Annotated in this window: 18 protein-coding genes, 2 tRNA genes, 1 rRNA gene and 1 pseudogene; 9 read left to right on the forward strand and 13 right to left on the reverse strand. The window is 55.1% G+C overall.

Annotated elements, in window-relative coordinates; translation table 11 throughout:
- Positions 1-3 precede the first annotated feature (3 nt).
- Positions 4-789 (reverse strand): transporter substrate-binding domain-containing protein, encoded by a 786-nt coding sequence (locus tag K5Y30_RS08120; RefSeq protein WP_222210863.1) that lies wholly within the window; start codon positions 787-789, stop codon positions 4-6.
- A 192-nt stretch (positions 790-981) separates the two neighbouring features.
- Positions 982-1,821: a MurR/RpiR family transcriptional regulator HpxU gene (hpxU, locus tag K5Y30_RS08125; RefSeq protein ID WP_101762543.1), complete on the reverse strand. Its 840-nt coding sequence runs from the start codon at positions 1,819-1,821 to the stop codon at positions 982-984.
- Positions 1,822-1,942: 121 nt separating this feature from the next.
- On the opposite strand from hpxU, the gene K5Y30_RS08130 reads away from it, so the two are divergent.
- From K5Y30_RS08130 to hpxZ, 4 genes are read left to right on the forward strand one after another with little or no spacing between them, the layout of a single operon-like run.
- The gene (locus tag K5Y30_RS08130; protein ID WP_222210864.1) at positions 1,943-3,529 is read left to right on the forward strand and encodes a gamma-glutamyltransferase family protein; all 1,587 of its coding nucleotides are present in this window, start codon (positions 1,943-1,945) and stop codon (positions 3,527-3,529) included.
- A gap of 12 nt (positions 3,530-3,541) precedes the next feature.
- Complete coding sequence (hpxX, locus tag K5Y30_RS08135) at positions 3,542-3,727, forward strand: oxalurate catabolism protein HpxX (RefSeq protein ID WP_222181479.1); 186 nt, start codon at positions 3,542-3,544, stop codon at positions 3,725-3,727.
- Entirely contained in the window at positions 3,724-5,118 is a 1,395-nt protein-coding gene (locus tag K5Y30_RS08140; RefSeq protein WP_222210865.1) for an AtzE family amidohydrolase, read from the forward strand. The genes hpxX and K5Y30_RS08140 overlap by 4 nt, the downstream gene beginning before the upstream one ends.
- Positions 5,119-5,120: 2 nt before the next feature.
- A complete protein-coding gene (gene hpxZ, locus K5Y30_RS08145; protein ID WP_222210866.1) occupies positions 5,121-5,504 on the forward strand; it encodes an oxalurate catabolism protein HpxZ in 384 nt (127 codons plus the stop codon).
- Positions 5,505-5,551: 47 nt separating this feature from the next.
- On the opposite strand, the gene puuE is transcribed toward hpxZ, so the two are convergent.
- From puuE to K5Y30_RS08160, 3 genes are read right to left on the reverse strand one after another with little or no spacing between them, the layout of a single operon-like run.
- Positions 5,552-6,511: an allantoinase PuuE gene (gene puuE, locus K5Y30_RS08150; RefSeq protein ID WP_222210867.1), complete on the reverse strand. Its 960-nt coding sequence runs from the start codon at positions 6,509-6,511 to the stop codon at positions 5,552-5,554.
- 29 nt (positions 6,512-6,540) lie between these two features.
- The gene (hpxA, locus tag K5Y30_RS08155) at positions 6,541-7,272 is read right to left on the reverse strand and encodes an allantoin racemase (protein WP_110867823.1); all 732 of its coding nucleotides are present in this window, start codon (positions 7,270-7,272) and stop codon (positions 6,541-6,543) included.
- The gene (locus tag K5Y30_RS08160; RefSeq protein WP_222210868.1) at positions 7,269-7,991 is read right to left on the reverse strand and encodes a GntR family transcriptional regulator; all 723 of its coding nucleotides are present in this window, start codon (positions 7,989-7,991) and stop codon (positions 7,269-7,271) included. Before K5Y30_RS08160 ends, hpxA begins: the two co-directional genes overlap by 4 nt.
- Positions 7,992-8,136: 145 nt before the next feature.
- Between K5Y30_RS08160 and K5Y30_RS08165 the strand changes: the two genes are divergently transcribed.
- A complete protein-coding gene (locus tag K5Y30_RS08165; protein WP_222210869.1) occupies positions 8,137-9,630 on the forward strand; it encodes an NCS1 family nucleobase:cation symporter-1 in 1,494 nt (497 codons plus the stop codon).
- A gap of 101 nt (positions 9,631-9,731) precedes the next feature.
- Here the strand turns inward: K5Y30_RS08165 and K5Y30_RS08170 are convergent.
- Positions 9,732-9,808, reverse strand: a tRNA-Asp gene (locus K5Y30_RS08170).
- 134 nt (positions 9,809-9,942) lie between these two features.
- On the reverse strand, positions 9,943-10,674 hold the full coding sequence (dnaQ, locus tag K5Y30_RS08175; RefSeq protein WP_222210870.1) for a DNA polymerase III subunit epsilon: 732 nt from the start codon (positions 10,672-10,674) through the stop codon (positions 9,943-9,945).
- Between dnaQ and rnhA the strand changes: the two are divergent.
- Positions 10,628-11,195 (forward strand): annotated as a pseudogene (rnhA, locus tag K5Y30_RS08180) (ribonuclease HI). The gene dnaQ and the pseudogene rnhA sit on opposite strands and share 47 nt — an antisense overlap.
- Here the strand turns inward: rnhA and K5Y30_RS08185 are convergent.
- Positions 11,180-11,914: a class I SAM-dependent methyltransferase gene (locus K5Y30_RS08185; RefSeq protein WP_176973083.1), complete on the reverse strand. Its 735-nt coding sequence runs from the start codon at positions 11,912-11,914 to the stop codon at positions 11,180-11,182. The pseudogene rnhA and the gene K5Y30_RS08185 sit on opposite strands and share 16 nt — an antisense overlap.
- 40 nt (positions 11,915-11,954) lie before the next feature.
- On the opposite strand from K5Y30_RS08185, the gene gloB reads away from it, so the two are divergent.
- Together gloB and mltD are read left to right on the forward strand one after the other, a co-directional pair.
- The gene (gloB, locus tag K5Y30_RS08190; protein WP_222210871.1) at positions 11,955-12,710 is read left to right on the forward strand and encodes a hydroxyacylglutathione hydrolase; all 756 of its coding nucleotides are present in this window, start codon (positions 11,955-11,957) and stop codon (positions 12,708-12,710) included.
- A gap of 71 nt (positions 12,711-12,781) precedes the next feature.
- Positions 12,782-14,155: a murein transglycosylase D gene (gene mltD, locus K5Y30_RS08195; protein ID WP_036620368.1), complete on the forward strand. Its 1,374-nt coding sequence runs from the start codon at positions 12,782-12,784 to the stop codon at positions 14,153-14,155.
- Positions 14,156-14,307: 152 nt separating this feature from the next.
- Here mltD and K5Y30_RS08200 read toward each other — a convergent pair whose 3' ends face one another.
- Both K5Y30_RS08200 and K5Y30_RS08205 read right to left on the reverse strand, forming a co-directional pair.
- Positions 14,308-15,111 (reverse strand): endonuclease/exonuclease/phosphatase family protein, encoded by an 804-nt coding sequence (locus K5Y30_RS08200; RefSeq protein WP_008105211.1) that lies wholly within the window; start codon positions 15,109-15,111, stop codon positions 14,308-14,310.
- A gap of 148 nt (positions 15,112-15,259) precedes the next feature.
- Positions 15,260-16,438 (reverse strand): MFS transporter, encoded by a 1,179-nt coding sequence (locus K5Y30_RS08205; protein WP_222210873.1) that lies wholly within the window; start codon positions 16,436-16,438, stop codon positions 15,260-15,262.
- 100 nt (positions 16,439-16,538) lie between these two features.
- Between K5Y30_RS08205 and yafC the strand changes: the two genes are divergently transcribed.
- A complete protein-coding gene (gene yafC / locus K5Y30_RS08210; RefSeq protein WP_176973087.1) occupies positions 16,539-17,447 on the forward strand; it encodes a DNA-binding transcriptional regulator YafC in 909 nt (302 codons plus the stop codon).
- 15 nt (positions 17,448-17,462) lie between these two features.
- Here the strand turns inward: yafC and dkgB are convergent, their stop codons facing one another.
- From dkgB to rrf, 3 genes are all read right to left on the reverse strand, one after another.
- The gene (dkgB, locus tag K5Y30_RS08215; RefSeq protein WP_222210875.1) at positions 17,463-18,266 is read right to left on the reverse strand and encodes a 2,5-didehydrogluconate reductase DkgB; all 804 of its coding nucleotides are present in this window, start codon (positions 18,264-18,266) and stop codon (positions 17,463-17,465) included.
- A gap of 178 nt (positions 18,267-18,444) precedes the next feature.
- Positions 18,445-18,521, reverse strand: a tRNA-Asp gene (locus tag K5Y30_RS08220).
- Positions 18,522-18,623: 102 nt separating this feature from the next.
- Positions 18,624-18,739, reverse strand: a 5S ribosomal RNA gene (rrf, locus tag K5Y30_RS08225).
- Positions 18,740-18,900: the final 161 nt, after the last annotated feature.

Below are 18,900 nucleotides of genomic sequence, written 5' to 3' on the forward strand. Positions count from 1 at the left end.
ACTTTATGCGCCGAGGTTCGCTGGCAGCGGCGCTTTCAGCCACTCTTCCGACAGCTTGTTCAGCGTGCCGTCTTTGATTCCCTGCTCAATCAGCGCATTCACTTTCTCTTTCAGCGCCGGCTCATCTTTTTTCAGGCCGATGTAGCACGGTGAATCTTTCAGCATAAACTGGGCAACCGGCGCTTTTTCGGCGTTCTGGCGCGCAATCGCCGCCACCACCAGGTTGCCCGTCGCCACGTACTGCACTTGTCCGGAAAGGTAGGCCGACAGCGTGGTGTTGTTATCTTCATAACGCTTCACCTGCGCCTCTTTCGGGGCGATATCGCTTAACACCATATCTTCCACTGCACCGCGCGTGACGCCGATCGATTTGCCTCTCAGCGCTGCCGCATCTTTCAGCGTTTCGCCTTTCGGACCGAATACGCCGAGGAAGAACGGCGCGTAAGCGCGGGTGAAATCGATCACTTTTTCACGCTCGGCGTTTTTACCCATGCTGGAGATCACCAGATCAACTTTATCGGTCTGCAGATACGGCACGCGGTTGGCACTGGAAACGGGCACCAGCTGCAACTTCAGTTTCATCTGTTTAGCGAGATACTTCGCCATGTCGATATCGTAGCCCTGCGGCTGCAGGTCAGTACCCACGGAACCGAACGGCGGGAAGTCCTGCGGAACCGCTACGCGGATCACGCCGCGCTTCTGGATATCCTGCAGCTGATCGGCCATCGCACTCCCGACCTGCGCCATCAGCAATGCCGCGCCCGCTACCGCTAATAATACTTTTTTCATTATGCACCCCGGTGAGTTTACGTGAAACAAAAGATTCTTGATGAATCATTCTGCAACTAATGTGCCAACCGCAGTGCTGGGAGAAGAAAGGGGAAAAAACGGGGATTTACCGCGTTGAAGGCAGCAAAAACGGGCATCGCGCCCGTTGGAATTAACGATCAAAAACAGTGCAATGCACCACAATGGCGCCCGTTAACGGTGTTCCAGCTCGTCGAGATGCTGATAAAGATCGGCAATTTGATGGATGCGCTGACGGCCCTGCGACAACATTTCATGCAGCAACGCATTCGCCAGCAGGTTAATCAGGCTCATGGCGGAGGCGTAGCTATCAAAAGCGGAAACGCTGTCGAGCGGCGCACAAAGCTGCCAGCGCGCCAGTGTGATAATGCCCTGCGCCTGCGGCTCACACAGCGCCAGCACGGGAATGTTGCTCTGCTGCAGCTGCTGCATCAGCGGACGAATGATGCGTGGACGGCGGCGAAACGCCATCACCACCACGATATCGTCAGGCGTTATATCCACCAGCTCTTCGCCCAGCGTCTGACCCGGCTGCGGCAGCACATGCACCTGCGGACGCGCCTGCATCAGCTGCTGACGCAAGTGCAGCGCCACCGGATAGGCGTTACGCATGCCGATGATAAATACCCGTTTTGCCGCGCCCAGCGCGCTAATCACCTCGCCAAACTGCTGTGGATCGATGCTGTTGACCCACTGCGTCAGGTTGGCCATCTCCTGCTTATAGTGGCGTGACAGCAAGGTGTTGCCCTGCACCGCATCGCGGTTGTCGGTAAGCGGCATGCCGCTCTGGCGCAGGATGCGCAGCTCGTCGCGCATGTCCTTATATTTCTCGTAACCGAGACGCTTGAATAAACGGCTGACCGTGGCCTTCGACACACCGCTCAGCCGCGCCAGCTCGGCGCTGTTGTAGCTGATCAGGTCATCAAAGTGGTCAAACACGAAGTCGGCAATGCGCTGCTCCTGCGGCGACAGTTGCGGATAGTGACTACGAAGGCGTTCATCAAGTTGTTTCATCATCGGTCCTGTAACTTTCGTTTCATCACAAGCTAGCATAAATCGATCCAGATTGATGTCCGTTCAAAACTGGAACAGCTCTTGCTTCCCATTAACCACGTACCCAGAAAAAGAGTTCTTTATGATACAGAGCAACATGGCGCCGTTAGGCATGGCCGTTACGCCGCACCATCTCGCCAGCGAAAGCGCCTTAGCCGTACTGCGCGAAGGCGGCAATGCGCTGGAAGCGATGGTGGCGGCCGCAGCCACCATCGCCGTGGTTTACCCGCACATGAACGGTTTGGGCGGCGACGGCTTCTGGCTGGTGGTGCCGCCAAACGGCGATCCCATCGCCATTGACGCCAGCGGCGCAGCCGGTTCGCTGGCACATCTTGATTTCTACCATGGCGAAACGCAGATTCCGCATCGCGGCCCCAAAGCCGCCTTAACCGTTGCGGGTACCGTCAGCGGCTGGCAGGAAGCGTTGACGCTGGCGCAGGAACTTGGCGCGACGCCGCTGCCGTTAACCCGTCTGCTGCGCGATGCAATTCGCTATGCCGCCGACGGCATTCCGGTCACCGCCTCGCAAGCCGCCGCCACCGCCGCCAAACAGCACGAGTTGCAGCATCAACCTGGTTTTGCCGCCACCTTTTTACCGGACGGCAGCGTACCGCTTGCCGGCAGTCGCTTCACCCAGCCGGCGCTGGCGAATACGCTGAGCATGCTGTGCGATCACGGGCTGGAAAGTTTCTATCGCGGTGAACTGGCGCACCATCTGGCGCGCGAAATGACCGCGCTGGGAATGCCAATCACGCTCGAAGATTTGCAAACGCACCAAGCCCGGCGCTGCACGCCGCTGCACCTGGCACACAGTGAAGGCGATATCTGGAACATGACGCCGCCAACACAGGGTTTGGTGTCGCTGGCGATCCTCGGCATTACCGATCGGCTGAATATGGCTGACGCCAATGAAGCGCAAACCGTGCACCGCATCGTTGAAGCCACTAAAAAAGCCTTTGCGCTGCGCGACAAGCACATCACCGATCCGCGCCACATCGACATTGATGTGCAGCGTCTGCTGGATGAGGAACACCTCAGCACGCTGGCGGCGCAGGTGGACGATCAACAAGCCGCTGCGTGGGGCACCGGGCGCGGGCCGGGCGATACCGTGTGGATGGGCGTGATGGACAGCAGCGGATTGGCGGTTTCGTTTATCCAGAGCGTTTATCACGAATTCGGCAGTGGCGTGGTGCTGCCCGGCACCGGCATCACCTGGCAAAACCGGGGTGCCGCCTTCAGCCTGCAACCCGATCATCTGCTGGCGCTGCAGCCGGGCAAACAGCCGTTCCACACCCTCAATCCCGCTGCCGCGCGTCTCAAAGATGGCCGCACCATGGTGTACGGTTCGATGGGCGGCGACGGCCAACCGCAAACCCAGGCGGCGATTTTCACCCGTCACGTGATTCAGGGACATCCGCTACAACAGGCGGTGAGCGCGCCGCGCTGGCTGCTGGGTCGTACGTGGGGACAATCATCCGATTCGCTCAAGCTCGAAGCGCGCATCGCGCCGGAAACGGTGCAGCAGCTGCGTGCGCTCGGCCATGAGGTTGAACTGCTACCCGATTTCAGTGAAGTGGTCGGCCATGCGGGCGCGATCGTCAGACACAACAACGGCATGCTGGAAGGCGCGTTCGATCCGCGCAGCAACGGCAGCGCCGCCGGTTTCTAACGGAGATTATTGATGAGTTCACAACCGGACTGGGCCACCTATATTGCCCAAATGGAGCAGATTCTGGCGCTGGAGCTGGATGATGCGCGCCGCGCCGAGCTGCTGACGCAGTTCAACCGCATCGCCGTCATGGCCGAGCCGCTGATGGCGCTGCCGCTCGACGATCGTCTGGAAGTGGCGGGAGTGTTTCATCCATGAAACTGTCGTCATTATCGATTAATGCCCTGCAGCAGGCGCTGAGTCAGGGCGAGATCAGCGCCCGCGATATCGCGCAAAACACGCTGGCGGCGATTGAACAGCATAAGGCGATCAACGCCTGGACCGAAGTCACCAGCCAGCGCATGCTGCGCGAAGCCGATCAGATCGATCTGCAGCGCCAGCGCGGTGAAGCCTTGCCGCCGTTAGCCGGCATTCCTTACGCGGTGAAAAACCTGTTTGATGTCGCCGGACACAGCACCTTAGCCGGTGCCAGCCTGTTCAGCGAACGCGCGGCGGCGCGCGAGGATGCGTGGGCGGTGAGCAAACTGCGCCAGTCTGGCGCGCTGCTCTCCGGCATGCTGAATATGGATGCCTATGCTTATGGTTTTACCACGGAAAACACCCATTACGGTGCAACGCGCAACCCGCGCGATTTAACCCGCGTGGCGGGCGGATCGTCCGGCGGTTCAGCGGCGGCGGTGGCGGCGGGTTTGGTGCACTTCTCGCTCGGTACCGACACTAACGGCTCGATCCGCGTGCCCGCTTCACTGTGCGGCATCTTTGGCCTGAAACCGACCTTTGGCCGTCTGTCGCGCAGCGGCAGCCATCCGTTTGTCGCCAGCCTCGATCACATCGGCCCGTTTGCCCGTTCGGTTGAAGATTTGAGCCTGGTGTACGACACCTTGCAAGGTGCCGATGCCAGCGATGCCTTCCAGGCCGCGCAGCCCGCCTCGCCAGCTAGCGCAGGGCTCAGCAAGGGCGCAGAAGGCGTGCGCAGCGCGGTACTCGGCGGGTTCTTCTCAACCTGGTGCAGCGATGAAGCGCGCGCCGCCGTGGCGGTGGTAGCTAAAGCGCTGCAGGCGCTAGACGAAGTGACTTTGCCGAATGCGGAGATCGCACGCTCGGCGGCCTTTATCATGACCGCCGCAGAAGGCGGCAATCACTATTTGCCGGTGCTGCGCACGCAGCCGGAGCAGTTTGAGCCCAACTCGCGTGAGCGCCTGCTGGCCGGTGCGATGCTGCCCTCGGCGTGGTACGTGCAGGCCCAGCGTTTCCGCCGTCACTTCCAGCAGCAGGTGCTGCCGCTGTTTGAGCAGTTCGACGTGCTGATTGCGCCCGCCACGCCCTGCACCGCCACCACCATCGGCCAGGAAACCATTCACATCAACGGCCAGGATTTGCCGACGCGCGCCAGCATGGGCATGCTAACCCAGCCGATTTCGTTCCTCGGCTTGCCGGTCTGCACCGTGCCGCTGCAAACCTCCAGCGGCTTGCCGATAGGCTTGCAGCTGATCGCTGCGCCGTTTAAAGAACATCTGGCACTGCGCGCCGCCTGGGCGCTGCAACAGCAAGGGCTGACGCTGCCACAAACCACCTTAATGGATGCCTGAAGATGACACCTGAACATATCGATCGCCCGGCAATTCTCGCCGAAGTCACCGCCGCCTTTTACCGCTATGAGCAAGCGCTGATCAGCAATGATGTGGAGGTGCTGGATGAGCTGTTCTGGCACGACAAACGCATCGTGCGTTTGGGCGCGGGTGAGAATTTGTATGGCATTGATGAGATCCGCGCTTTTCGCGCGGCGCGTCCGTCGAAAGGGTTGGATCGCGAGTTACGTAATACGGTGATCACCACTTTTGGCGATGACTATGCGGTGTGCAGTACGGAGTTTACGCGTGAAGGTGTAGAGAAGATCGGACGCCAGCAGCAGACGTGGGTGCGATTGCCGTGCGGCTGGCGGATTGTCGCGGCGCAGGTGAGTTTGATGAGTTAAGGTGCTACCGGGATAAATCGGTCGCCATAAATGGCGACCCTACAAATTCAGGATGTTGGTGCCGGATGCGTCTCGATCCAGTGATCGGCGATTTGCTGCCGCGTACACACCCACACATCCTCATGCTGCTGAATATGATCGAGGAAGCGCTGCAAACCACGGAATTTCCCCGGACGTCCCAGTAAACGACAGTGCATGCCAATCGACATCATCTTCGGTGCCGTTTCGCCCTCTTCGTACAGCACATCAAAGGTGTCGCGCAAATAGGTAAAGAACTGCTCCGCGGTGTTGAAGCCCTGCGGCGAGGCGAAGCGCATATCGTTGCACTCCAGCGTGTAAGGGATGACCAGATGCGGTTTAACCGTGCCGTCCTGACAGGTGACCTGCGTCCAGAACGGTAAATCGTCGCCGTAATAGTCGCTGTCATAGCTAAAACCGCCCTGCTCGACCACCAGGCGTCGGGTGTTGGGGCTGTCGCGGCCGGTGTACCAGCCGGTTGGCGCTTTGCCGAACAGGTCGGTTAACACGTCCACCGCCTGCTGCATATGCTGGCGCTCGGTTTTGGCATCCATCGCCTGATAGTGGATCCAGCGCCAGCCGTGGCTCACCACGTCGTAATCCGCCGCTTTAATCGCCTCGACGATGTCCGGATGACGCGCCAGCGCCATCGCCACGCCAAACACCGTTAGCGGCAAACCGCGCTTTTGAAACTCATTGTGGATGCGCCAGAAACCGGCGCGCGAGCCGTATTCATACAGCGAATCCATCGACATATGGCGATCGGCATAACTGGCCGCGCCGATGATATCGGAAAGAAACTGCTCGGAACCGGCGTCGCCATGCAACACGTTGTTCTCGGCGCCCTCTTCGTAATTAAGGACAAACTGCACCGCGACGCGCGCTTTGCCCGGCCACTGTGCATGCGGCGGGTTGCCAGCATAGCCGATCAGATCGCGCGGATAATTTTTGTTGAAGCTGTACTCTTTCTTTCCAGATACATCATTCATTCTGTAAGTTCCTGTCGCTCAACCAGTGGTTAGTTTAGGTGCTGAAATGCCCCGCTGAGCGGTTTTTCGAGTGGATAATCGAGATCGCCGTGCTTGCTGGTACCAAAGCCTAGCGCCACCAGCGACTCCACCATTTTTACCGCAGCGCTGACCCCGTCGATTACCGGCATGCCCAGTTCTTTTGTGAGATCCTGCGCCAGCGTAGCCATACCGCCACAGCCCAGCACAATCGCGCCACTGCCATCTTCGCGTTTGGCCTGCATGCAGCGCTGACGCACTTTCTCCTGCGCCACGCCGCTGCCGTCTTCCAGCGCCAGCACCGGCAGATCGATGGCGTGCAGCGCGGCACAATGGTGTGTGAAGCCATATTGCTGCAGCAGATGGCGCGCAATCACCAGCGTGCGCGGCAAGGTAGTGACAATCGAAAAGCGCGTCGCCACCAGCGTGGCGGTGTGCATGGCCGCTTCCGCAATGCCAATTACCGGGCCGCTCGCCAGTTCACGCGCCGCCAGCAAGCCCGGATCGCCGAAGCAGGCAATGATATGGCCACTCACGCCTTGCTCTTTGCCGCGTTTCACCTGCTCCAGCACACCAATCGCCGCGATGGCTTCATCAAAATGACCTTCAATCGACTCGACGCCGTGAGTCGGGCACACCGCCAGAATCTCGGTGCCCGGCGCGGCGACGGCTCGCGCGGCAGTACCCATGGTTTCCGTCATCGCTAAGCTGGTGTTGGGATTGATGACCTGAATCAGGCTCATGATGCCGCTCCTTTGTTACCGGCAAATAACCGGGTGAAATCAGGCAAGGTTTCGCCGCTGCGCTCAAAGTGCAGGCTGGCAACAATATGTTCGAAGTGATGCTGCAGCGCCGCCGTTAACCCCGGCAGATCTTTTTGCCGCAGCAGCTCCACCAGCCGATCGTGATGATCGCATCGGCAGCCGCGCTGCCACGGTGCACCGTAAGCGGCAATCACCAGCGACGAACGCTGCGTCAGGCGCGTCACCATATCGGTGAGCACTGCGTTACCGGAGATCGCCTGCAGCTGAATATGAAAGGCGGCGGAGAGACGAATCGCGGCGGCACCATCATGCTGGTCATGTGCCAGCTGCTCTTCTTCAATCAGCACGCCGAGTGCCGCTAAGTGCGGTGCCTGCACGTGGCTCAGCACCGCCGGTAGATTGGCGCACTCTAATAAACTGCGAGTGGCAAAGATGTCGCGGGCTTCATCCACGCCCGGCGTCGCCACCTGTGCACCACGCCTGGGCGACAAAGTGATCATTTGCACCGCGGCGAGGCGTTGCAGCACCTTACGAATGCCGGTGCGGCTCACGCCGAAGACATCCGATAAGGCTTCTTCCGGCAATTTACTGCCCGGCGGCAGTTGATGCTCAACGATGGCGGTAAGCAGCGCCTGATAGATAGGTTCATCGCGATCGTTCAGATCGGCAGCCGTTTTCTGGCCTGTTTCACTCTTCATTACCTGCTCCGGTAAGTGACTGTGTGCTGCACATCGTATACGTGAAATTATTTTTTTGTATACAAGAAATCATTTCTGGCCTGGATCCTGCAATACCGTTTCACGCTGTGATTATTTTTCCATGATGTTGAGAGGAGCAGGTTTCATGCCAAAACATACTGAAGTGACCTCTGCGGTGGCCTCTGAAGCCAACGCACAATACAGTCCACGTCTGTGTAATGACGATCTGGCGCCGACGCGCGATCAGAACTGGTCGTGGTACAACATCTTTTCGTTCTGGATGTCGGACGTGCACAGCATGGGCGGCTACGTGGTGGCCGCCAGCTTCTTTACCCTCGGGCTGGCGAGCTGGCAGGTGTTGCTGTGTTTGCTGGTGGGCATCTGCATTGTGCAGCTGTGCGCCAATCTGGTGGCCAAACCGAGCCAGATGGCAGGCGTACCGTACGCGGTGATTTCGCGTCAGGCGTTTGGCGTGTTCGGTGCCAATATCCCAGCGATTATTCGTGGGCTGATCGCTTTTGCGTGGTACGGCATCCAGACTTATCTGGCGGCTAACGCGCTGATGCTGGTGCTGCTGAAGTTCTTCCCAACCCTGAGCAGCATGACGCAAAGCAGCTGGCTCGGCTTATCTCAGTTGGGCTGGTGCTGTTTCGGTGTGATGTGGTTACTGCAGGCGATGGTGTTCTGGCACGGGATGAGCGCGATTAAACGCTTTATTGATGTCGCCGGTCCGGCGGTGTACGTGGTGATGGTGGCGCTGGCGGGCTGGATTGTATACAAAACCGGTTTCGATGGTATCTCCTTTACGCTGGCCAGCAAGCAGTTGAGCACCGGCGAGCAAACCTGGCAGATGATTACCGCCACCGCGCTGGTGGTATCCTACTTCTCCGGTCCGCTGCTGAATTTTGGTGACTTCTCGCGTTACGGCAAAAGCATGGGCGAAATTCGTCGCGGCAACCGCTGGGGCTTACCGTTCAACTTCCTGCTGTTCTCGATTGTCACCGTGGTGATTGTCTCCGGTACGCAATCGCTGTTCGGCAGAATGATCACCGATCCGATTGAAACTGTCAGCATGGTGGGTAACGACGTGGCGGTGGCGATTGGCCTGCTGACCATGATTATCGCTACCATCGGCATTAATATCGTGGCGAACTTTGTCTCGCCGGCATTCGACTTCTCTAACTGCTCACCGCAAAAAATCAGCTTCCGCACCGGTGGCATGATTGCTGCGGTCGGTTCAGTGTTACTGACACCGTGGAACCTGTTCCAGTCGCCAGAACTGATTCACTACACGCTGGATGTGCTGGGCTCGTTTATTGGGCCGCTGTTTGGCATCCTGGTGGCCGATTTCTATCTGATCAAACGCAGCAAAGTCTACGTGGATGACCTGTTTGATGACACACCGAAAGGACGTTACTGGTATCGCGGCGGCTTCAACCCGAAGGCGATTGCCGCGCTGCTGCCGTCGGTGGGCATTTGTCTGGTGATCAGCTTTATTCCTTCACTGCATGCGGTGGCGAACTTTAGCTGGTTTATTGGCGTGGCGTTGGGTGCGGGCTGCTATCGCTGGCTGGCGCGCGCTGACCGCGAAGAGTCGGTGGCGGCGTATCGCGCGACGGTGGCGGTACAGAAGGATTAAGTTGGTAATGGTCGCCATGAATGGCGACCCTACGGCAAATGTGTAGGATTTGGAAAAAGCAAAAAGCCGATGCATTTCTGCATCGGCTTCTTTAAATAGATTGGCGGAACGGACGGGGCTCGAACCCGCGACCCCCTGCGTGACAGGCAGGTATTCTAACCAACTGAACTACCGCTCCGCGCTTTATTCCCCGTCGAGAACGAGGCGCATATTAATAGCAGCTTTCACACCCGTCAACGCTTTTTCTGTGGAAATGTTTCGTTTGGCGTTTTTTTCAGCTTAACGTCGATTTTGCACGCGAAATCAGCCGTTTTACACGCGCCACAGGCAGCTGCCGCCCTTCTTCTGCACCAAATCCAGACGACCTTCGTGCGCAGCAATCTCTTCATCGCTGGCGCTGACCACGAGCAGGCCTGAACTCGGACGCACAATGCGCTGAATATGCTCACCGCCGCCCTGATTGTTCTGCTCACCGTCCAGAGAAAATGCCAGCGAGGTTTGACCGCCGGTCATCATCAGGAATACTTCGGCCAGAATCTCGGCATCGAGCAGTGCGCCGTGCAGCGTACGCTTGCTGTTGTCTATTTCATAACGGTTGCACAACGCATCGAGGCTGTTGCGCTTGCCGGGATACATCTTACGCGCCATCGCCAGGCTATCGGTGATCTGGCAGAAGGTTTCGGTTTTGCCGATATCCCGCTTCAGCATGCCGAACTCGTAATCCATAAAGCCGATATCGAACGATGCGTTATGGATCACCAGCTCTGCGCCTCGGATGTAATCAAGGAATTCGTCGGCGATATCCGCAAACATCGGCTTATCGGCGAGGAATTCATCGGCGATACCGTGAACGCCGAACGCTTCCGGATCCACCAGCCGATCGGGCTTCAGATACATATGGAAGTTGTTGCCGGTCAGGCGACGGTTGATCACCTCAACCGCACCAATTTCAATGATGCGATGTCCTTCATAATGCACACCGATCATGTTCATGCCGGTGGTTTCAGTATCGAGGACGATCTGGCGGTTATTTGCAGTGCTCATAGGACTCGTTTTATGTCAGACTTGGCGTTTTGTCAGAAGGAAGTCTACCAGAGATGCGCAAACAGGTAGAAATATTCACCGATGGATCTTGCCTGGGCAATCCCGGTCCCGGCGGTTATGGCGCCATTTTACGTTATGGCGCGCATGAAAAAGAGTTCAGTACAGGTTATCGCCTTACCACCAACAATCGCATGGAAATGATGGCGGCTATTGTGGCGCTCGAAGCGTTAAAACAGCCGTGTGACGTGGTGATCAGTACTGATAGCCAATATGTGCGTCAGGGCATCACCAGTTGGATCCACAACTGGAAGAAGCGCGGCTGGAAAACCGCCGATAAAAAACCGGTGAAAAATGTCGATCTGTGGAAACGCCTCGATCTGGCGCTCAGCAACCATGAAATTAAGTGGGAATGGGTAAAAGGCCACGCGGGGCATCCGGAGAACGAACGCTGCGACGAACTGGCGCGCAGCGCGGCGGGAAATCCTACCCAGGATGATATCGGTTATCAGGTTGAATCCTGATCCTTCACTTCACGAAACTGGCGCGTAACGTTAACCGTTTGCCGTAGCTGGCTTTGACTCAGATTCTTCTTCATTTTGGTGGGCGTTAACGGGAACGTACGTTTGCGTGCCACCACAATGTTCAAACAACCGAGTGCCGGCAAATGCGCGCTGATCACTCTGCCGCCCTGCCGATGCCACGGCACCACCTGAAAACGGGTGCGGTAAACCACTTCATAATTCAGCAGGCCCAGCCAGTCGAGCAGCCGCACCTGGCTGAACATCCGTCCACTCCACGGCGCGCGCGAGTGCAAACCCGGAATGCCTTTGCTAATCCCTAATAGACTGAAAGGATTAAAGCCGCTGATGATCATCCAGCCATCATCGATCAATACCCGATCCACTTCGCGCAGCACGCGGTGCGGATCCTGACTCCACGCCAGCGTGTGCGCCATTAAACAGGCATCAACTGATTTAGATTCAAAGGGTAATTGTGTGTTATTGGCGATAACCTGCAACTCATCGCCCTCAATGCCCACATTCACCTGATGCGATATGGCACACTGGCTGGTGTTGATTTCTGCGCTGAGGCTGCCGATTTTAAGCATATGAAAGCCATACAGCTTGCCGAGATAAGGCTGCAGTTGCTGAGTGAGTGCGTCGCGAAAATAGTCTCCCATTGGCATATCGCGCCAGGAGCGCGGTGCAGTCAGGATTTGGCGTGTTTTAGCCGGCTTCATGCTCTACCATTTTCCTTTTTCTACGACCTGAGAGGTGTTTATGAATCTTACCAGCATTCCCGCATTGCAGGATAACTACATCTGGACACTGACGGACGATGACAATAGGTGTTTGATTGTCGATCCCGGGGAAGCACAGCCGGTGCTGGATAAAATCAGGGCCAATCATTGGCAACCCGTGGCAATTTTGCTGACGCATCATCATCACGACCACGTTGGCGGCGTGGATGAACTGTTGCAGCACTATCCCGATTTGGCGGTTTTCGGTCCACAGGAAACTGCAGATAAAGGGGCGAGGCGTATTGTGGCCGAAGGTGATGAATTTACTCTGCTTGGGCTAAATTTCCGTGTCATCGCAACACCCGGTCACACTTTAGGACATATCTCATATTTCAGCTCCCCTTATCTTTTCTGTGGTGACACGATGTTTTCTGGCGGCTGCGGGCGTTTATTTGAAGGCACTGCAGAGCAAATGTTCGAGTCATTTCAAAAATTTAACCAGCTACCTGAAGAGACTCTCGTTTGCTGCGCGCATGAGTACACTTTATCCAATATGAAGTTTGCTGCGGCTATTCTGCCCCATGACCCTAAAATTTTGGCAAGGTATCAGCAAATTAAGGACTTACGCGCAGAAAACCGCATTACTTTACCTACAAAACTGGCCTTAGAGCGTGAAATAAATTTATTTTTACGCACACAAGATGCTGATTTACAACGGGCTTTAGGCACTAATGTGTCATCGTCAGCGTTATGGCAAACTTTCGCCGATCTACGCGAGAAGAAAGACCGCTTTTGATTTTTGAGGTTGTGTTGTGGTGGACCGTCACGTATAGTTGCTCGTCTTTTAAGCGAACTATTGACACACACATGAAGGCTAAAGCGATCTTACTCGCCTCGGTCTTGCTGGTAGGATGTCAGGCATCAAGGAATGACGCCAATATCCCCGTACAGCATGCCCAGAGTCTGTCTTCAGCTGGTCAAGGTGAAAATGGAAAGTACGGAGATCGATTGTTGTCGCCGCGATGGCAGGATGATGGAACAAGCCTCGCAGAAGATACTGATCTCTGGAATCACATTAGTGACGAGTTGAAGATGGGGATTCCGGAAAACAGCCGGATCCGCGAACAAAAAACAAAATTTTTAAAAAATAAGAGCTATCTCCACGATGTAACATTACGGGCAGAGCCGTACATGTACTGGATAGTCGAGCAGATACAGAAACGTAAAATGCCGATGGAACTGGTACTGCTACCCATAGTGGAGAGCGCTTTTGACCCACACGCAACATCTTCTGCGAATGCCGCCGGCATCTGGCAGATTGTTGCACAAACGGGCAAAAACTATGGTTTGAAACAGAACCAATGGTACGACGGACGCCGCGATGTGGTGGCCTCGACCAAGGTAGCGCTGGACATGATGCAGCGTCTGAACGGTATGTTTGACGGTGACTGGTTACTGACCATCGCCGCCTATAACAGCGGTGAAGGACGTGTGCTGAAGGCGATGAAACAGAATAAGGCACGCGGTAAGCCGACTGACTTCTGGAGTTTATCGCTGCCCCGCGAGACCACGGTTTACGTACCTAAAATGTTGGCCTTGAGTGAGATTCTCAAGAACAACAAGCGTTACGGTATCAAACTGCCGACCCCGAACGAGAGCCGTGCTTTAGCTCGCGTAGAGGTGGGACAGCAGATTGAACTGACGCAGGCCGCCGATATGGCCGGTATGTCTCTCAGCAAGCTGAAGACATTTAATGCCGGTTATAAAAATGGCGCCACTGCGCCAAATGGACCGCACTACATTATGGTGCCTAAGTCCAACGTTGCTAAGTTGCGCGATTCACTGGCTTCCGGTGATATCGCTTCCGTGCAGCCTACCGAGATGGCGAAAGTCAGTGCGGCAGGAAACAGCTACACGGTACGCAAAGGCGACACCTTGTCTGGTATTGCCAGCAAGCTTGGCGTAAGTGTCAGTGCACTGAAACAGCAGAATAATCTGCGCAGCGCTTCAGTTCGTACCGGTCAGACTCTGACCGTTAGCGGCAAAGCGAGCACGCAATTGGCTGATAACGGCAACAGCATCACCTACCGTGTACGTAAGGGTGATTCTTTTGCCAGTATTGCTAAACGTCACGGTGTGAACACCAAAGACGTTATGCGCTGGAACAGTGACGCTAAAGACATTCAGCCGGGCGACAAGCTCACGCTGTTTGTGAATAATAGCGCAACACCTGATACCTAATGCCCCGAAAAGGCTGACTTTTGTCAGCCTTTTTCATTTCTGCTTGCATTAAATTCTGCCTATCGCCTGTTCAGACACTGACTTGCCCTTCGCACTATTATTTTCAGCTGAACGTTGTGACGGTTGCGAGGCGGGAGCTAGAGCGTATTAGCTTAACGCTCGATACCGTAAAGAGAGTTGAACTCAACCAGCAGCGGATTGTGGTCTGATGCGCGCGTCACCAGCACAGAAGCTTCACTGACCTTCATATCGCGGTAGAAGACGAAATCCAGAGGGCGCCCAAAGGCTTTTCGGCGATGGTCATCGGTGAAGTTCACCTCACGCAAAGACATCTCCCGCGCAAAGCGATACAGCGCATTCATGCGCTGGCGGCTCCAGGCGTTAAAATCCCCCGCCATGATCACCGGCCCACGATGATGTTGAATCTGTTCGCCAATCGGCCCCAACTGTTTGCTGTAGACATCGACACCGAGACTGAAATTGACCGCGTGGATATTCACCACCATCAGCATTTCGCCCGTGGGTAATGGATACGCCGTGACCAGCGCAGATTTGGCCAAACGCAGCAGCGGCTCACGTTCCCGTAGTGGGCAACAGTACACAGGGTGCGCAGACGCCAACGTCATGACGCCGGAAGGATGTTGCGGTAAGACAAAGGCCGGCACCTGATCGGCCGCGAGATAGTTACTGGTGGCGAATTTGACCAGTTCAGGCGTGGCCTGCGCCTCCTGCAGCAGAACAAGGTGGGCATCTTTGCCAAAACCTTGGAGCACCGACATCCAGTCTGCACGCTGTTGCTTGAAGATATTCCAAACTAAAACTCGCAGTGTGGGATCAGCTGGCAAAGGTGCGCCAGGCGGTAATGCCTGCCCAAGATGCAGCATTGCCCCCGGCGGAAATATCCGCTCTGCTGGCTGACCTGCTACATAACGCATTGAATAAGTTTTTTTCCGCACTTTCCCGCCTGACTGGTTTACGACTCGTACTTCACCTGACTGTTATAGGGATTTTAGCGCGGGGTTTCAATTGGTGTTGTTGATTGTCGGAATTCGCCTCACAGCATACCAATGCAAAAGCCTGCCAGTTGGCAGGCTTTTCGGCGTGTTATTCCATCGCTATCGCCGTTTGAGGTTTATCGAGTTGACCACTCAATCGCACCAGCAGCAGCGCGCCAAGCACAATCACCGCACCGACCCACGGCGTTTGCGCCAGTCCATAATTTTCGACAATATAACCACCTACCGTTGAACCCAGTGCGATACCGATATTGAAGGCCGCAATATTAAGGCCTGATGCAACATCTACTGCGCCTGGCGCATAGTGTTCAGCTTTCTGCACCACGTAAACCTGCAAACCCGGCACGTTGGCAAAGGCGAAGATGCCCATAACTAATACTGTCGCCACTGACATAAAGTGCATGCTGGCGGTGAACTGGAACACCATTAGTAGAATGGCCAGCGCCACAAAGATCAGTGTTAAAGCAGGGACCGCGCCACGGCGATCGGCCAGCTTGCCGCCCCAGATATTACCGATGGCGACCGACACACCATAACCCAGCAGAATCATGCTGACTGCGGTAGGTGAAAAGCCAGCCAGCGACTGCATCATTGGCGCAAGGAAGGTGAAGGCAGTAAATACGCCTCCATAACCCAGCGCAGTAATCGCATAGATCAGCAGCAGACGTGGATTGATCATCACCCGTGCCTGCTGGGCCAGCGTTGTTGCCGGTGGTTGAGCAATGTTACGCGGAATAAGCAGTTGGCTTGCTACCAGAGCGATCACACCCAGCAACGACACAGCCAGGAAACTTTCACGCCAGCCAAAGTGTTGCCCGATGAGCGTGCCCAGCGGCACGCCAGTCACCAATGCTACGGTTAAACCACCAAACATAATGGCAATGGCACTCGCCGCCTTCTCTTTACTCACCAGGCTGGTCGCAATCGTCGAGCCGACAGAGAAGAACACACCGTGAGCCAGGCCGGTAAGCAGCCGGGCAATGACCAGCGTTTCATAGTTTGGTGCCAGCCAGGCAACCAGGTTGCCAACGGTGAAGAGCACCATCAATCCCATTAATAATTGCTTGCGCGCTAACTTACCGGTCAAGGCAGTTAACACCGGTGCGCCAACGGCAACACCCAGAGCATAAATAGAAACCAGCATTCCAGCGGAAGGCAGCGTAATACTGAGTTGTTCAGCGATGGTGGGGATCAGACCGACAATAACAAATTCTGTCGTTCCGATGGCATAGGCGCTGATAGTCAGCGCCCAAAGTGCAAGTGGCATGATTAACTCCCATTAAGGTTTTGATGTGCGTTAGTATTGCCGCATGCTTTAATGACAAAAATATGCAAAGTGAGAATAGACTTTTGCTTTTGGAGGGATAATGAAGGCGTCGTCAGATGAACTTAAGGTGTTTATCGCTGTAGTGGAGAGCGGCAGCTTTAGTCGCGCTGCAGAACAGTTGCAGATGGCTAATTCAGCGGTGAGTCGCACGGTTAAAAAGCTGGAGAATAAGCTGGGTGTCGCGCTCTTAACGCGTACTACGCGTCAGCTAGCGCTCACTCATGAAGGCGAGCATTACTTTCGTCGCGTGCAAAAGTTGATGCAGGAGATGTCAACCGCCGAGAGCGAGTTGATTGAGCGTCAGCTGGCGCCTCAAGGCGTACTGCGTATTGATGCTGCTACACCCGTGATTCTGCATCTATTGCTGCCGATGATTAAACCGTTTCGTGAGCGCTATCCAGATGTCACGCTATCGCTCATCTCGTCGGAGAGCTTTATTAACCTCATCGAACGCAAAGTCGATGTGGCGATTCGCGCCGGCAATTTGACGGATTCCACGTTGCGCGCTCGTCTGCTCTTTATTAGCTATCGCAAATTAGTCGCCACACCGGCTTATTTGGCGAAATATGGCGTACCAGTAGCGGCAGCTGATTTAGCGCAGCATCAATGCCTTGGCTTCGTAGAAACGCCACGCTTAAATCGCTGGCCTGTTGCAGATGAAGGTGGCGATCTTTATGACATCACGCCGGGTATGTCATCTAATAGCGGCGAAACGCTCAAACAGCTAGTGCTAGGCGATCAAGGTATCGCTTGTTTATCAGATTTTATGGTGGATAAAGAGATAGCGGATGGCACTTTTATTGAACTGCTTGCTGAACAGCGCGTTCCAGTTGAGATGCCTTTTAATGCAGTCTATTACAGTGACTTGGGAGTTAGCCAACGCGTCAGGGCGTTTATCGATTTTCTAAGTGAATGGGTTAAAGATCAGCCCTGGCGAGTGCAGGGCTGAAAAGGGAAGCAGTGATTAATCCCAGTCTGGTGCCAGACCTTCAGGACTCACTAAGCGCTGCTGACGATCCAGCGCGGCAATATTTGCCATATCTTGATCGTCTATCTGCAGATCAACCGCTGTCATGTTGCTCGCCAGGTTTTCACGTTTGGTTGATGACGGGATCACCGCGTAACCTAACTTCATCGCCCATGCCAGAACAACTTGTGCCGGAGTAGCTTTGTGCTTCTGTGCAATGGTATTAATTACCTCATCCTTCAGCGCTTCTCCATAAGCCAACGTCATGTAAGAAGTGATGTGAAGACCATTCTTCTCTGCGAAATCAACCACCTGACGATTCTGCAGAAAAGGATGCAGCTCAATCTGGTTAGTCGCAATATTTTCCACGCCAACTGCGTCAATCGCCTCTTGCATCAAGGCAATTGGAAAGTTTGAGATACCAATTTGACGCGTCAGGCCTGCTTCTTTGGCTGTCATCAATGCCAACATGCTCTCTTTCACCGATACTGCAGATCCCGGAGAAGGCCAGTGGATCAAGGTGAGATCGACATAATCGGTGCGCAGCTTTGCCAGGCTCTCTTTCAAGCTGGGAATCAACTTCTCAGCCGAAAGATTCTCGATCCAAATTTTAGTGGTAACGAACAAGTCGCCACGTGCTACGCCACTCTCAACGATCGCCTGACCCACAGCCGCTTCATTTTCATAGATTTGCGCAGTATCAATTGTGCGATAGCCAAGTTCCAAAGCCGTTTTAACTGAATGGATTACAACGTCGTCTTGTAGACGGAAAGTACCTAAACCAAAGGCGGGGATTGTCATGATTTCCTCATCGTATAGCGTTATGTTTCGATGGGAACTATTCTGGCAGGTTTATTGTTGCTGAAAAATCCGCTTATAAGCAGAAGAATTTTGATTTTTCATCAACAATAATGACTAAATTGTATAAATTGTAGACATGAAAAAGCCCTGACTTTTCAGTCAGGGCTTATCAATTGAGTGGCGGAACGGACGGGGCTCGAACCCGCGACCCCCTGCGTGACAGGCAGGTATTCTAACCAACTGAACTACCGCTCCACCGATTCTGTACTGATATCAGACAATCGTTCTGATTTCAGGTGTTTCGCCCTTCCCGCGTCACGGGGAAGGTCACGACCCGGTAACGGGTCTTAAATTGATGCCTGGCAGTTCCCTACTCTCGCATGGGGAGACCCCACACTACCATCGGCGCTACGGCGTTTCACTTCTGAGTTCGGCATGGGGTCAGGTGGGACCACCGCGCTAAAGCCGCCAGGCAAATTCTTTGCGCAAAAACGAATGTCATTCGCCTCCGCTAAATCTTTAATCCGTAAAACAAGCTGAAAATCCGGTCTCTCAGACCAAAACGCCTCTGGCGTTGTAAGGTTAAGCCTCACGGGTCATTAGTACCGGTTAGCTCAACGCATCGCTGCGCTTA

Origin of the sequence: Pantoea sp. DY-5 (genome assembly GCF_019795955.1) — a bacterium.
Classification (GTDB): domain Bacteria; phylum Pseudomonadota; class Gammaproteobacteria; order Enterobacterales; family Enterobacteriaceae; genus Pantoea; species Pantoea leporis.

Bases quoted from the DNA above. Each gene is read 5' to 3' on its own strand.
- K5Y30_RS08120 (WP_222210863.1), bottom strand. From the start codon at position 789: ATGAAAAAAGTATTATTAGCGGTAGCGGGCGCGGCATTGCTGATGGCG.
- hpxU (WP_101762543.1), bottom strand. From the start codon at position 1,821: ATGAAACAACTTGATGAACGCCTTCGTAGTCACTATCCGCAACTGTCG.
- K5Y30_RS08130 (WP_222210864.1), top strand. From the start codon at position 1,943: ATGATACAGAGCAACATGGCGCCGTTAGGCATGGCCGTTACGCCGCAC.
- hpxX (WP_222181479.1), top strand. From the start codon at position 3,542: ATGAGTTCACAACCGGACTGGGCCACCTATATTGCCCAAATGGAGCAG.
- K5Y30_RS08140 (WP_222210865.1), top strand. From the start codon at position 3,724: ATGAAACTGTCGTCATTATCGATTAATGCCCTGCAGCAGGCGCTGAGT.
- hpxZ (WP_222210866.1), top strand. From the start codon at position 5,121: ATGACACCTGAACATATCGATCGCCCGGCAATTCTCGCCGAAGTCACC.
- puuE (WP_222210867.1), bottom strand. From the start codon at position 6,511: ATGAATGATGTATCTGGAAAGAAAGAGTACAGCTTCAACAAAAATTAT.
- hpxA (WP_110867823.1), bottom strand. From the start codon at position 7,272: ATGAGCCTGATTCAGGTCATCAATCCCAACACCAGCTTAGCGATGACG.
- K5Y30_RS08160 (WP_222210868.1), bottom strand. From the start codon at position 7,991: ATGAAGAGTGAAACAGGCCAGAAAACGGCTGCCGATCTGAACGATCGC.
- K5Y30_RS08165 (WP_222210869.1), top strand. From the start codon at position 8,137: ATGCCAAAACATACTGAAGTGACCTCTGCGGTGGCCTCTGAAGCCAAC.
- dnaQ (WP_222210870.1), bottom strand. From the start codon at position 10,674: ATGAGCACTGCAAATAACCGCCAGATCGTCCTCGATACTGAAACCACC.
- K5Y30_RS08185 (WP_176973083.1), bottom strand. From the start codon at position 11,914: ATGAAGCCGGCTAAAACACGCCAAATCCTGACTGCACCGCGCTCCTGG.
- gloB (WP_222210871.1), top strand. From the start codon at position 11,955: ATGAATCTTACCAGCATTCCCGCATTGCAGGATAACTACATCTGGACA.
- mltD (WP_036620368.1), top strand. From the start codon at position 12,782: ATGAAGGCTAAAGCGATCTTACTCGCCTCGGTCTTGCTGGTAGGATGT.
- K5Y30_RS08205 (WP_222210873.1), bottom strand. From the start codon at position 16,438: ATGCCACTTGCACTTTGGGCGCTGACTATCAGCGCCTATGCCATCGGA.
- yafC (WP_176973087.1), top strand. From the start codon at position 16,539: ATGAAGGCGTCGTCAGATGAACTTAAGGTGTTTATCGCTGTAGTGGAG.
- dkgB (WP_222210875.1), bottom strand. From the start codon at position 18,266: ATGACAATCCCCGCCTTTGGTTTAGGTACTTTCCGTCTACAAGACGAC.